The following is a 13,016-nucleotide window of genomic DNA, read 5'->3' as shown; positions in this document are numbered from 1 at the left end:
TTGTTCCTACACTTTCATTTCAATCATTTTATCTTCAATCATGATCAAGTGTAGGGACTTAGCCCTCAACCACCCACTTGTGGTAGGTGGGTCATGGGACTCCTTCGACCCCAACGGCACGAGGGTCACATCTCCAGCCCTTTTCCTTCCCCCTTTCGCAAACACCAACCCTTGGGGCATCGCCCCCATCGGGTTGATGAACAATCTTTGTCCCTCCTTATGTCTCAGCAGTCTCTCTACAAGATTAGTTGATAATAAATAGGTAAAAAAAGATTTCTATTAACATGAGAAAGGATTCAGCCCTTTTACATTTATCAACCCTTGGGGTTTGCCCTCATTATGTTAATAAATAACCTTCATTTAATAGATTATGTTTCAAAAATCTTCCTATAGTTAAAATAAACTAATATAATAGGATTATTAAAAAGAATTCTCTCCATCAGGTTGATTCTCTATAAGTTCTCCTACTTCTTCAGGCGAGTAGCCCCCACTATTTAGAAGTTCCATAGAATAGAAATAGCCTTGACGATCAATAATTACTGCCTCGTCTTTAAGGAGTTCGTTTAAAGCATATCTAATCTTATCTTCGCTAGCCAGACCAGATAAATACCTATGGAAGTCCTTAATGCTCATTTTACCATTCTTCCTTAATAAATCCAATAAAATATCCTTTAACTCCTCTTCATTCGGTGCTGTATAAACAACTAAGTCCGTGTCCTCATATATTACTGAAAGATTATCTGATATTACTTTTTCTTCCTCAACCTCTTTTCCATCAGACACTTATATCACCAGCTTTTCTTTAGTTTCAGGCAAAACCTATAAATATCTCTGTTTTTCTATATTAAATTAACTAAATTCTGAAAATTTTTTTATATTAAAAGTAAAAGATTATTAATTTTAATAGCTATTTATAAATTTTTATTTTCTCAAAAAATTAGGGATAAATATGGCAACTATTAAGGGAAGGCTCTATGAGAAATCAGTAAAAGAAGCATTGTTAAGCCAAATGAAGAACAAAATCGATATTAATGAAGCTGTTGAATGGCTATATGAAGATTTTGGAATAAAAGTAAAAGGTTCTTGGGAAAATTTAAGGAGAGCAGTACTAAATAATAGTGAGATAACACCAAATGATGTTGCAGTTTTCATGATAGAACAAGGGGTTGATGTAGATGAAGGTGCGTGGAGTGTATTGCCAGCAACAAGATTGCGAGGCAATAGACCAAATAATAAACATAACAAAACCTGAAAAAGGGGGAATACCGGGATATAATATTTACCATGTCATTGAAACCTTAAAGATTTTCAAAAATAAAGATGCAGGAAGACCATTTCTTTCTTCATATTTCAATTTAGGGGAAGCGTCTGTTAAAACTATGCTAAAGAGGCTAAAAGAAAATAGATTAATAATACAAATGGGGAAGCATAATAAATTAACTGAAAAGGGAGAAATGATATTAAAAATATTTGAATCTAAATTAAAAATATTTGAATCTAAATTAAAAATAGAGGGGCTAGAAGAATGTGAAATTTTAATAATGGAAATGGACTCCCCTCCTAAAGATTTAACTTCTATACATGAAATAAGAGATGAAATAGTATCAAACAATTGTAGAATGGCGGTCATAGGTTTTGTAGACAATAACGATATAGGCTTCCCAGGTTTACCAGAGTATTTGCAGGATGAGCTAATAAGGTGTTCAAAAGAATATTCTAAAATTGTTAACCGGGGGGTTATCATTATAACTCCAAAGTCATGCCTTCAAAGCCTATATTCTTTTTATATAGAAGTTACTAAGCAATGCTGCCTAGCTCAATAGATTTTTGTAAAAAAGAAACCCCAGTAATACTAAGAATTACTAAGCAAATCTTTTACAATAAAATACAATAAGGGGGGAATAATGAATAATGATAATATAGACGAAATAATAAATCAAATTAAAAATAATGAAAAGGGAGGGCCAAGAAGCAAATTAGTTGATGCAATATTAATTTTATTAATATCAAGACCAATGAGATCAAATGAAATTGCCCAATATTTAAACAAAGAAACAAAATATATTTCAAGCTATTTATCATATTGGAAGGAAAGAGGTTTTGTTGAGTATGATATGGGCCTTTGGTACTTGACTCCAAAGGGTGAAGATTTCGCAAGGGAAATAATATCAAAGACTTCTGATGAAAAATTTAACGAGTTTGTTGCATTGGCACAAAAAGTAGCGGGAGAATTGATTAAAAAGACAATAAACGACAAAAACAATATCAGCGAGAAAGGTAAAACTAAGGAATCTTTGTCATTTATTGTTAACAAAACCAATTCAGCAGACAATAAACGACAAAACAGAGTATCTCAAGTTGCCTGTGTATTACAGCAATTAAAAGATAGCATCGATGAAGAAGAAATGGAAATAACATCATTTCTTCTTACACATTACGCAAAGTATGGGGTAACATATGTTTATCTAGATCAAATAACAGAAAGGCTAAATGCAGACTATAATTGGCTGTTAAAAAGGTTGAGAAATTTACAAAGCAAGGGAATACTTTACATTTATACTGATCCTAGACTTGGTATTAGAGTTGGTTTAACAAGAAACCTTAAGGATATGTTGAGGAATTGCTAGTATTATAACTAATACTACTTCTTCTGAGATATTATAGTGTTAAAAATGAAAAGTTAAAATTAGAAAGTCTATTATTAATATTACTGTTTGTATAATGGTTACTGTATTATTGTTTTATTTAATAATGAACAAAAACTAAAAGAAAAAAGGAATTTTTTAGAACGTGTAGTAGTATATATAGTGCTAAAATTTTCGGCTTTTTTCAAAATGTTTAACTTCCTTTATTAAAACCCTATGTAGAACAAGCTTTTTTAAATTTTCTTATCTAGATTTTTACAACTGAAAGCCTCGCTCTTTAGGGTGGGGTAATTTTTTAAGTTTAGAAACTTATTAAAAATTGAGACAGTTGCTAAAGGGGTATGCGTCACTGAAATATGAGGTACGCCTCTAACACCAACTAACAGTGTGATATGGTGTAGGGAAGCCCTAGATCAGGGCCAAAGTATATGTGTGTCCCTACACGTTGAAAACATATCCCTGAGTCCCTTGGATCTGGAGGTAAGGGCAACTCCCAGTGAGGGATAGGGATAATGGGTTGAAGGCCCATCCATTGGTTTACCTGAAATGGAGCGGGGTGGGTAAAACCCACTAGCTATGAAGTGATGAAAATGAAGGTTGTAAATCAAACCTATGATCCGCCCTAAGGAAACCATCGCCCTTCAGGGCGGGGAGGAGGTCAGGAAACGGGACACTCTGAGGTTTTATTAATCTTATTAATAAAGGTTTTTAACTTTCTCAACACTTAGCTTACCAGGTTAAAAACTAATGAATGCTATTATTAATCAGGTGAAATTGAATTGTCAATAAGTGATTCAAATAAGAAGGCTAATCAAGACGATGATGAAGAAGACATTTCTTATCTAAAGGAAAAGATAAGATATTTAACACAAATAAAAATTTCTCTAGAAAGAGACCTTGATTATTATCGCCAAGAGATGACTAAACTTTTAGAACCACCTTATATAGAAGCGATGCTTTTAGAGGTTTTAAATGATGGAAGGGCTATAGTTAAGAGTTCAACCGGACCTAACCTTGTTGTTAAAGTAGGAAATAATATTGATACTTCAAAGTTACGGCCTGGAATATCAGTTGCATTAAATAATAAAGGTTCCACTATTGTTGAAGTCCTTCCAAACATTTATGATCCATTTGTAGAAGCAATGGAAATAGAAGAAATGCCGGGCTTTACATTTAAAGATGTTGGAGGACTACAAAATCAAATAAGAGAAATATATGAAGTTGTCGGCCTTCCAATAATAAGGCAAGACCTTTTTAAATCCTTAGGTATAGATCCGCCTAAGGGCGTTTTATTATATGGCCCTCCAGGAACTGGTAAGACATTGCTTGCCAGATCTCTAGCGGGCGAGGTTAAGGCTACATTTATAAGGGTAGTTGCTAGTCAATTTGTTAACAAGTTTATTGGAGAGGGTGCAAGAATAGTAAGAGAAGTTTTTAAACTAGCTAGAGAAAAGAAACCCACAATAATTTTCATAGATGAGATGGACGCTATTGGGTCTAGGAGGATTGAAATGGGGACAAGTGGGGATAGAGAAGTTCAAAGGACTTTACTACAGCTTTTAGCTGAAATCGATGGCTTTGACCCATTAGATAGTGTTAAAGTTATAGCTGCGACGAACAGGATTGATTTATTAGATCCAGCTCTTCTTAGGCCAGGAAGGTTTGATAGAATTATAGAAGTTCCATTACCAGATAAAAATGGGAGGTTAGAGATTTTAAAGATTCATACAAAGAATATGAAGCTTAAAGACGTCAACCTTGAATTTATCGCGCAAATTACCGAAGGATTTTCTGGAGCAGAAATAAAGGCTATAACAACTGAAGCTGGCTTTTTTGCAATTAGAGAGAAGCTTAATTATGTAAATCAAGATCATTTTATTAAGGCTGTTGATAAAGTTAAGAAGAGGCTTGAAGAGAAAAAACAAATTCTAGGAATCCATATTTAATGAATATGCATATTAATTTTAAACAAACCTTTAATATTTTTCATTAAAATTTATTGGATTTTAATTGTTAACCCCCCGGTTAACAATGTTTTCCTTTAAAAAATTTATTATGTAAATAGCAATTTCTTTTGATAATGGGGGTGGAACTGCTTCCCCAACCATATTATACTGAGAATCTCTCCCTCCTAAGAAAATATGATAATCTGGAAATCCCATTAAACGGGCTTGCTCTCTAACAGTTAATAGTCTATCCTCAAATGGATGTATAAATCGAGAAGATCCCATTACTGTTGGAGCTGGTCTATATGGGTTTAATCTTATAAAGTTTCTGAACCTTCTATTCTCAGCTCCTTCAAATTCTATCATAGCTCTTCCCCATTTAGCGTTGGAAACTCTTTTCCTCAATCTTTTAGTTAATGGTTGAGGCTCTTCATGGTTTGGGGGCCAATAAGCCCCGGGGTTTGGTAAATCCTTTAATGCTTCTCCAACGCTTATCATGTTATGTTTTTTTAATTCAAGTTTTAGATTTGAAACAAAAACCCTTGTCCTCATGCTGGGAACTCCGTAATGTTCGGCATATAAAACATTAAAATAAACCTCGTTATATCCAGACCTCTTTAATTCTTTAGATATGGATTCTTTTATATCATCTTGCAAAATACCGGCAACGTTTTCTATTACAAAAAACTTAGGCCTTAGTTCATTTATTATCCTAATTGCATGTAAATAAAGCTGTCCTATAGGATCACAATAAAGCCTATCTATAGGATCAGTTTTCCTATTTTTATTTGTGGGAGTAAAGGGTTCGCAAGGGGGAGATGCTATTATTACATCAAAATCTTCCCTTTGATATCCTAAAGATTTTAAAACATTATAATCTATTTCCTTAGCATCGTCGGCTATTTGATAGGTTTCGGGGAAATTGGCTTTATATGTTTTTGAAACTGGTGGATCATTTTCTATGGAAACCAAAATATTAAATCCAGCATCCTTAAAGCCTCTTGAAAATCCGCCTGCACCAGAGAAAATATCAAGAACTGAAAACTTTGTTCTCATCCTGTTTTATTTCCTCCTCTAATAGGGAAATTCTTTTCTTTAATATATCAATGTATTGCTTATTATCATCCAACTCTAACATGCTACCACATTTAGGGCAAATAAAATCATATTCATAAGCTGCATCAAATGTATATCTTGTGTTGTCCTTAGGGCATTTATAAAATTCGTTATTACTTTCATATGCTACTCTTGACTTAAGCTTTTCTAAAACAGCTTTTTTCCTCCTTATTATAGCTAAACTAATGCTTCTCATATCTATATACCAATAATATCTAGTTGCCCCAGTTTCTGGATGCTTACCCCTTCTGTATGTTGAAAGCCTGGCATCATATAATAGTCTTAGAACCTTTCTGACATCGCTTTGCCTATAAGACGTCATACTTTCTATCTCTTCGTCACTAATTCCTCTTTCAGGATCTGTTTTTAATAATATGTCAAGTATTTCTGATGCCATTTTATCATCGGTTTCTGCCTTTAACGCTAAAAGTCTGACAAATTCTCTGAGCTGATTTATATAATTTAATTGAATTTCTTCCTCACTATCCCCTTCATTATTTTCTACCTTATTTTCTTTCAACCTTTTTCCCTCTTATAGATGGTATTATTCTGTATTGTGCGTCCCTGTAATTATATAATAGTTCTCTGCCTTTAAATAATCTATCTAAAAAAATTGCTAAAGCAGCTACTTCGCTATGGGGTTGCCACCCTATCGCTACATTGTAATCAGAATTATCATAATAAAACCTCTCAACTTTTTCAGAGCCAACTATTATGAGCTTTTTCTTAGGAACTGAAGATATCTTATCTATAACACCTTCAACGCCTAGACCATACATAGTTAAATTAATTACTTCCCCTCCCTCTTCCTTCCATTTTTTAACGAATTCTTTTCCGTTAACATTACATAAATAATCAATTCTTCCTCCCCAACTTTTAGATGCTTTTATTAATGATTCCTCAACCTTTTTATCGCAAATACCTTCTAAAATAAAGCCGTTCGCTCCAAAGGCTCTAGAAACTAATGCAACATGAGTTGTTATTCTCTTATCCCTTTCTGGTCTATGTCCTAGTCTTAATACATAGACTTTTTCGTATATCTTTGAAAGGTTTTCTATGCTTTCCATTTTTATACCTAATTTGCTAAGAAAAGCATAGTTTTTTAAATTATTGTGGGTTTAAGGGGGCGGAAGTCCTTTCCGTAAGGGAGGGCTGAATTCTTTTTCATATTAATAGAAATCTTTCATCCATAACTATAAATTGATGACCTCTCATGTTGATGTAAGCTATGTTTAAAAGGGTGAGAGTGATACAAAAATGTAAGCTCTATGCGTTGTGCTTAAAGGGGTCACATGACTTACCTACAGTTTATAGGTGGTTGAGGGCTAAGTCCCTACGCTCTATCATGAATAAAAATGATTGAAATGAAAGTATATGGACAAACGGTAGCTCACATATTAAACATATACCTTGATGTTTCTACTTATGCTTATAATTTCTTTTAATAAATTATCAATCCCTATATTTTTCTTTGCAGAAATTGGTATGATTTTATTGATAAAAGGAAAAGTCTCTTTTATAGCATTGGCTTTACTAGAAATTTTATCACTTTTCACCTCGTCTATTTTATTTAAAGCAAAAACTATTGGTTTATTTATGGCATTCAGTTTCTTTAATATATCAGTTCCAGCTAATATCTTCTCTTTCATATCTTTTTCGCTCTCTGTTATGTCTACAACAAAAACTATTATATCCGAAATTGTGACCTCTTCCAAGGTTGAATAAAAGGCCTCTATTACCTCAGGAGGTACATCTCTTATAAATCCAACAGTATCAGCAAATGCCAGCTCTAAACCATCATATTTTATCATTTTATGTTTAGGAAAAAGCGTAGTAAAATATTCTGGGCCAACAGGCTTTGACTCACCTGTTATTAAATTAAAAAGCGAAGTTTTACCTGCTGAAGCGTAACCAACAATTGGAATGCTTATCATTCCTAGCTCCTTTCTCCTCAGCAACCTTTCTTGTTCAGTTTTTCTTAATCGCTCTAGTTCCCCCTTTATTTTTGCTAGCCTTGATGTTAACTGCTTTTTATATGTGTCAATCCCATACTTACCTGGGCCTAAAAAACCAGCAAGTTCTCCTAATTTAGTTCTTCTAATATATTCTCTTATTATAGGTAAATCATGTTTAATCCTTGCCATTTCTATTTGAAGCATTGCCTCTTTACTTCCTGCATGTTGAGCAAAAATTTCTAATATGAGTTGAACCCTATCCAACATTCTTATTTTAGTTTCCTTTTCAAGTTTAAACACTGATGAAGGTTCTATATCTCCATAATAAATTACTGTATCAAACTCTAAGTCATTCTTATTATCTTTAATAATATCTATTAGGTTATCTGTTATCCTCTTACCCCCTTTAAATTTCTTGAACCCAACAACCTCATATCCTGCCGTATCTGCAAGAACAAAAGCTTCATCAATATGCTCATAAAACTTACTAGATAAAATTAAAAAAGCTTTTTTCTTATTATTTCCATCGAAGTCCAATTAATCTTCATCCCTTCTTACTACTACAACATCTCCAAATGTTACTTTATCTGGGGATAAACTGCTTTCCTCTCCTTCATCAAATTCAACAGGTTGGAGCACTTTAACTTTAAGTATTTGTTCGATCTTTTTTGCAAGATCTATGGATGGTTTAACTTTTTCACTTTCAATTTTTTTAAGCAATGCTTCACTTATTTTAAGCTTCTGAGCAAGAACTGCCTGAGTCCAACCCTTTGATTCTCTTCCCTTCCTAATTTCTTCTCCATATCCTTCAATAATTTCGAATTGATCCACAGATTTAAATGTTTTCTTAGGCTTCTCGGCTTTTTTCTGTTCTATCTTTCTTTCAGGCGCTGGCAACGCTCTTCCACTTTTCATAAGCTTATTATAACAATTTGCGCATAATATCATTTCAGTTCCATCGACGAGTGCTTTAAAAGGCTTCCCTCTTATTAGGGAGCCACACATTTCACAGTAAATTTCTTCTTCTCCCAATCCGGCTCGCCACAGTTATAGATGTAGAAAAGAGCTTTTTTGGTTATGTTTAATCTTTTTTGACAGAATCTTTTTAATAATCTAATTATATTAGTTTATTTTAACTATGGGAAGATTTTTGAAACCTAATCTATTAAATGAAGTTATTTATTAACATAATGAGGGCAAACCCCAAGGGTTGATAAATGTAAAAAGGAATTTTACAGTATATATGAAGAACTAGAAATATTGGCCCTTGGTATTAGGCTTAAAGGAGTCTTATGACTACCTATGATGATTGATGATGAATTCTCTAAACCTGATCATGAGGATATAAAATGAGTAAAATAAAAGTATAAGGGCAAACATAAGGTTTTTAAACTAAGAATTTTTAAAACATTTAAATTTTATTAAAACATTTACACCTTATATATATTATTTATATAAAATAAAAAAGGGGAGGGCCTTGTCACTTGATGAACTCGCAGGTATTGAAATGGAGCTAATAAAATACATAGAGGGTCTGGATAAATCAGAGAAAAGGTTGCTTGAAATATCTAAAAATTCTATTAATGATAGCTTAATTTTGGTTAGACAATGGAAAGCAATATTGCAAGGATTTGTAATAGAGATACAAAAAATAATTTATGATAATAAGAATGGGCACAACTTAGTTAAGGAGGTAGAGGCCTGCATTTTATCTGATAAGGCAAATGTAGTTATGAGGAACTCTAGTCCGAGGGACCCAATTTATACTAATGTAAGGCCATTAATATCAGCTATATCAGCTATATCCTCAACTATGTGTGAAAGACAATATAAAAAAGTAGCTTCATAAATTATATAAAATTTGATCATTTTGTTTACTAAAGGGAAATTTTAATCAAGTAAAAGGTTTTTAACTCTAGTTGCACTATAAAAATGAATTCATTAAATAGTAATAAAATGTGGTAGGCAAGAGGTAATAAAGATGTCGAGCTTGGAAGAAAAGCTATTGATAGATAAAAAACAACTAGCTCAGGTGTTAAAAGAATTAAAAGAATGGAACGCGCCAGCAACTGTATTGCTGAGTCTTTACGTCCCTCCAGGAAGGCCTATAGGAGATGTATTACAGTTATTAAGGGATGAACTATCAATAAGCGATAACATTAAGCTAAAAAGAACAAGACAAGCTGTAAAAAGAGCTGTTTCTGCAGCCATGGATAGAGTGTCAATGCTTCAAAAAATTCCAGCAAACGGTTTAGTAGCTTTTTGCGGAGAAAATATGGAAACAGGAGAATTTATATGCGATATGTTTAGCCCTCCAGAAAAGGTACCTGTATTTTATTATAGAACAGATAAGAAATTTGTCTTAGAAATATTAGAGGAAATGGTTCAAAATGAAGATGTAGTAGGTATTGTAATAGTTGAAAGGGATCAAGCAACCATAGGAATATTAAAAGGTAGCAGGCTTGAAGTTCTAGATGAAGTAGAAGATTATATACCTGGAAAGCATATGATGGGTGGACAGAGTCAGCGAAGAATTGATAGGATTATAGAGCAAATGGTTGATGAATTTTTAAAGAGGTTAGGAGAAAGAGTAACAAATTACTTTTTACCATATTTAGAAATGGGGAAGCTAAAAGCAATTATAATAGCCGGTCCGGGATATGCTAAAGAAGACTTTGTTAAGGGTGGTTATTTAGATTATAGGTTGCAACAATTAGTAAACAAAGAGCTTATAGATGTTGCATATCAAGGAGAGCAGGGTTTAAGAGAAGTTATAATAAAAGCTCAAAACGTTGTTCAATTTGCAGTTTATAGAGATGCTAATGAAGCATTAGAAACATTTAAATCACATTTAGCGAGGAATACCAAGCTTGTTGTTTATGGGGAAGATGATGTTAAAAGATCACTAGAGATGGGCATGGTTTCGATCTTGCTTTTACATGAGGATGTGAATATAGAAAAATGGAAAGAAGAAGCTGAAAAATCGGGTGCAAAAATTATTGTAATACCAAATAGCTTACCTGAATCGGATTGGTTTTATAAAACATTTGGCGGAGTAGCGGGTATATTAAGATATAAAATATCCTAGTCCTCCGAATTTATTTTTCTAACCCTATCAATTCCATTTATATCCTCTATATAATTTACAACAGAAGGAGTAACATAGTTCTTCCATTTCTTATCGTTTTTTGCCATAAGTTCTCTTATTACTTCTCCTCTCCATTCATTTCTATTAAAAAGTGGTGGTGTTAATACTTCGATACCAGCATCTGCAAATGCCTTGCTTATAACTGGATTTCTTGTTAAAATTGCTTTAACCTTTGGTATGTATGATAAAACATAATATGCGCACCCAATGCTTATTTCAAGCGTAGGTATCGTTGCTGTTATGATCTTATCTAATGGAATACCACTGTCTTTTGCTGATAGCCTTGCCATTTCTATTCTTTCTCCTGCAGTGAACGGATTCCTAGGAGTATAGTTTTCAGAGGCCATGCCGACCAATATAGCTACTTCATCAAATCCCTGCTCAAAAGACCATTTAACTAGGCTCAAATGGCCTAGATGAAACGGTTGAAATCTTCCATATATTAATGCCCTCTCTACCAAATTAATACCCCAGTTAATTTTTATGTTCTCAAACTTAAAAACACAAATATTTCTGAATCTGAACATTACTAATTATTTTTTATTCCGTTAACAAAGGAATAAGAGGGGGTAGAAATTGGAAGGAAGATCATGGAAAGCAGCTATTTTTGCCGAGATTGGAGAGCCTTTGTCATGGATATTGGGTATTCTATCTATAACTATAGCTTTGGGGGGGACTCAAATAGTTAACTTATATTTTTACATGTCTCCTATATTTATAGGAATTATTGTTGGCTTTATTTCGCATGAATACATGCATAGGTATTTATCAAGGAAATATCATATGGCCTCTAGATATACAGCTAATGTTTTAGGTGTATTAATAACTCTTATATCTTCAATATTGCCTATTAAGCTTTTGATGCCAGGTTATGTCAAAACATGGACTCTTGGACCAGTATCAAGAAAAGGTTTGTTATATTCTGTTGCAGGTGGACCTATAACGAATATAGTAATAGCAATAGCTTTATATATAGTATCATTTGGTTTTCCATTATATTCTGCTTTTCTTAAAGATATAGGTTGGGTAAATGCATATATATCAACTTTTAATTTGATACCAATACCACCTTTGGATGGAGAGAAAATATTAAGATTAGATATTGCTTTATGGGTTTTCCTGTTCATTTTATCTTTATCTTTAGTCTTTATTTTGTAGTTTTTCTAATTAGGTTATTATTCTCGAGCTAATAACTATGTTTTTAGGTGAGGGAAGTGAGCGAGCCAAAGCAAACAAACGACCAAGATGGAAAGAAAAAATGGATTTTAAAGATGTTAAAAAGCGCTAAAGCACAATATAAGTTATGTCCTTATTTTGATAAGAAGACGATACAATGCTTTCTAATGCTTACAATGAAAAACAAAAATTCTAAATGTGATAGAGATGGTAGATTTGATACTTGCCCTTTGTTTTTAGAGTATTTGGATAAGGTTTATGATAATCTTAATAAAAATAAAAAAATTATGCCTAATAATTTTCAGGATATAGTTAACACACTTATTTAAAGAAAAATAATTTTATTAATTTTTAATTATCTAATATAGAATATTATATATTTTGATTATATAGTATTTAAATATCTGGAAACGAAAAACAAAAAATGGAAAATAAATAATATCTAAGTGGTGAATTTATTGGGCAAAGGGCTCAACAACGTATTAGAGTTAATCGATGAAACCATAAAAAAAGTTGCCCTAGGCCTATATATAAATTTAAACCATAATTCATATACTTATTATAAGAAGTCTTTTAAATTATTAGTTGTTGAAAACCCTTTACAGGCATTTAATTTGATAAAAGAAATATCATCAGAAAACACTGCAAGGCTTTTATTTAAAATAATATGCAGAGCATTAAATTTTGATTCATCAAAAATTGATAGTGTAATTAATTCTTTGGAAAATGGGGACGAAAAACCCTTTAAAGACATGATAAATTCTATGCAGTGATTTTGTGCAAAATAAAGTAAACAGCTAGCCCTTATTGATGGATTTCTGATGGGAAAGATAAGTTTATAATTTTGTGTTTGCACAAAAAAGCTTATATTCAAAAAATGTAACACTATCAATGGATAGGACTAAAGTGGTGGATATTGTCTTTAACAAAGCTAGGAATTAAAGGCCTCGACGATATTTTAAACCAAATATACAGAGGATCAATAATACTGGTAGCAGGAAATCCTGGTACTGGAAAGACGACAATAGGT

At 32.6% G+C, this 13,016-nt stretch carries 17 protein-coding genes and 2 pseudogenes; 11 read left to right on the top strand and 8 right to left on the bottom strand.

From position 1 onward, the window contains the following. Positions 1-6: 6 nt before the first annotated feature. Together RXO53_RS06000 and RXO53_RS05995 are read right to left on the bottom strand one after the other, a co-directional pair. Positions 7-214 (bottom strand): annotated as a pseudogene (locus RXO53_RS06000) (hypothetical protein); the annotation flags it as partial. A gap of 206 nt (positions 215-420) precedes the next feature. Beyond that, positions 421-783, bottom strand: a complete 363-nt coding sequence (locus tag RXO53_RS05995) for a hypothetical protein (protein ID WP_410713339.1) — start codon at positions 781-783, stop codon at positions 421-423. A 166-nt stretch (positions 784-949) separates the two neighbouring features. Here RXO53_RS05995 and RXO53_RS05990 point away from each other — a divergent pair, with 166 nt between their 5' ends. The 5 genes and pseudogenes from RXO53_RS05990 to RXO53_RS05970 all read left to right on the top strand — a co-directional run bounded on the left by RXO53_RS05990 (position 950) and on the right by RXO53_RS05970 (position 4,591). Beyond that, entirely contained in the window at positions 950-1,252 is a 303-nt protein-coding gene (locus tag RXO53_RS05990) for a hypothetical protein (protein ID WP_410713338.1), read from the top strand. Next, complete coding sequence (locus tag RXO53_RS05985) at positions 1,191-1,823, top strand: hypothetical protein (RefSeq protein ID WP_410713337.1); 633 nt, start codon at positions 1,191-1,193, stop codon at positions 1,821-1,823. Before RXO53_RS05990 ends, RXO53_RS05985 begins: the two co-directional genes overlap by 62 nt. A gap of 81 nt (positions 1,824-1,904) precedes the next feature. Continuing rightward, positions 1,905-2,627: a replication initiator protein WhiP gene (locus tag RXO53_RS05980; protein ID WP_410713336.1), complete on the top strand. Its 723-nt coding sequence runs from the start codon at positions 1,905-1,907 to the stop codon at positions 2,625-2,627. Between the two features lie 470 nt (positions 2,628-3,097). Continuing rightward, positions 3,098-3,335 (top strand): annotated as a pseudogene (locus RXO53_RS05975) (RNA-guided endonuclease TnpB family protein); the annotation flags it as partial. Between the two features lie 89 nt (positions 3,336-3,424). After that, a complete protein-coding gene (locus RXO53_RS05970) occupies positions 3,425-4,591 on the top strand; it encodes a proteasome-activating nucleotidase (protein WP_410713335.1) in 1,167 nt (388 codons plus the stop codon). Positions 4,592-4,651: 60 nt separating this feature from the next. Here the strand turns inward: RXO53_RS05970 and RXO53_RS05965 are convergent, their stop codons facing one another. The 5 genes from RXO53_RS05965 to RXO53_RS05945 form a co-directional block, all read right to left on the bottom strand. Beyond that, positions 4,652-5,647, bottom strand: a complete 996-nt coding sequence (locus RXO53_RS05965) for a DNA cytosine methyltransferase (RefSeq protein ID WP_410713334.1) — start codon at positions 5,645-5,647, stop codon at positions 4,652-4,654. Continuing rightward, positions 5,622-6,227 (bottom strand): transcription initiation factor IIE subunit alpha, encoded by a 606-nt coding sequence (locus RXO53_RS05960; RefSeq protein WP_410713333.1) that lies wholly within the window; start codon positions 6,225-6,227, stop codon positions 5,622-5,624. Before RXO53_RS05960 ends, RXO53_RS05965 begins: the two co-directional genes overlap by 26 nt. Beyond that, the gene (locus tag RXO53_RS05955; RefSeq protein ID WP_410713332.1) at positions 6,214-6,774 is read right to left on the bottom strand and encodes a tRNA (cytidine(56)-2'-O)-methyltransferase; all 561 of its coding nucleotides are present in this window, start codon (positions 6,772-6,774) and stop codon (positions 6,214-6,216) included. The genes RXO53_RS05960 and RXO53_RS05955 overlap by 14 nt, the downstream gene beginning before the upstream one ends. Before the next feature lie 330 nt (positions 6,775-7,104). Then, entirely contained in the window at positions 7,105-8,199 is a 1,095-nt protein-coding gene (gene hflX, locus RXO53_RS05950; protein ID WP_410713331.1) for a GTPase HflX, read from the bottom strand. After that, the gene (locus RXO53_RS05945; protein WP_410713330.1) at positions 8,200-8,694 is read right to left on the bottom strand and encodes a multiprotein bridging factor aMBF1; all 495 of its coding nucleotides are present in this window, start codon (positions 8,692-8,694) and stop codon (positions 8,200-8,202) included. A gap of 445 nt (positions 8,695-9,139) precedes the next feature. Between RXO53_RS05945 and RXO53_RS05940 the strand changes: the two genes are divergently transcribed. Both RXO53_RS05940 and prf1 read left to right on the top strand, forming a co-directional pair. Continuing rightward, positions 9,140-9,511, top strand: a complete 372-nt coding sequence (locus RXO53_RS05940) for a hypothetical protein (protein WP_410713329.1) — start codon at positions 9,140-9,142, stop codon at positions 9,509-9,511. 132 nt (positions 9,512-9,643) lie between these two features. Beyond that, positions 9,644-10,750, top strand: coding sequence for a peptide chain release factor aRF-1 (prf1, locus tag RXO53_RS05935; RefSeq protein WP_410713328.1), 1,107 nt, complete (start codon positions 9,644-9,646; stop codon positions 10,748-10,750). Here the strand turns inward: prf1 and RXO53_RS05930 are convergent. Then, positions 10,747-11,271, bottom strand: a complete 525-nt coding sequence (locus RXO53_RS05930; RefSeq protein WP_292320115.1) for a nicotinamide-nucleotide adenylyltransferase — start codon at positions 11,269-11,271, stop codon at positions 10,747-10,749. The two genes, prf1 and RXO53_RS05930, sit on opposite strands and share 4 nt — an antisense overlap. Positions 11,272-11,386: 115 nt before the next feature. On the opposite strand from RXO53_RS05930, the gene RXO53_RS05925 reads away from it, so the two are divergent. The 4 genes from RXO53_RS05925 to RXO53_RS05910 all read left to right on the top strand — a co-directional run. Continuing rightward, a complete protein-coding gene (locus RXO53_RS05925; RefSeq protein WP_410713327.1) occupies positions 11,387-11,968 on the top strand; it encodes a hypothetical protein in 582 nt (193 codons plus the stop codon). Between the two features lie 56 nt (positions 11,969-12,024). Next, complete coding sequence (locus RXO53_RS05920) at positions 12,025-12,315, top strand: hypothetical protein (protein ID WP_410713326.1); 291 nt, start codon at positions 12,025-12,027, stop codon at positions 12,313-12,315. A gap of 129 nt (positions 12,316-12,444) precedes the next feature. Next, positions 12,445-12,759: a hypothetical protein gene (locus RXO53_RS05915; RefSeq protein WP_410713325.1), complete on the top strand. Its 315-nt coding sequence runs from the start codon at positions 12,445-12,447 to the stop codon at positions 12,757-12,759. 143 nt (positions 12,760-12,902) lie between these two features. Beyond that, positions 12,903-13,016: ATPase domain-containing protein (locus RXO53_RS05910; RefSeq protein WP_410713340.1), on the top strand; the 114-nt coding region annotated here is incomplete at its 3' end.

Origin of the sequence: Caldisphaera sp., assembly GCF_046536515.1 — an archaeon.
GTDB lineage: Archaea > Thermoproteota > Thermoprotei_A > Sulfolobales > Acidilobaceae > Caldisphaera.
This window is presented reverse-complemented; position numbering and strand designations above follow the sequence as displayed.

Excerpts from the sequence above, each read along its gene's own strand:
- RXO53_RS05955 (WP_410713332.1), bottom strand. The coding sequence starts at position 6,774 with ATGGAAAGCATAGAAAACCTTTCAAAGATATACGAAAAAGTCTATGTA.
- prf1 (WP_410713328.1), top strand. The coding sequence starts at position 9,644 with ATGTCGAGCTTGGAAGAAAAGCTATTGATAGATAAAAAACAACTAGCT.
- RXO53_RS05990 (WP_410713338.1), top strand. The coding sequence starts at position 950 with ATGGCAACTATTAAGGGAAGGCTCTATGAGAAATCAGTAAAAGAAGCA.
- RXO53_RS05980 (WP_410713336.1), top strand. The coding sequence starts at position 1,905 with ATGAATAATGATAATATAGACGAAATAATAAATCAAATTAAAAATAAT.
- RXO53_RS05965 (WP_410713334.1), bottom strand. The coding sequence starts at position 5,647 with ATGAGAACAAAGTTTTCAGTTCTTGATATTTTCTCTGGTGCAGGCGGA.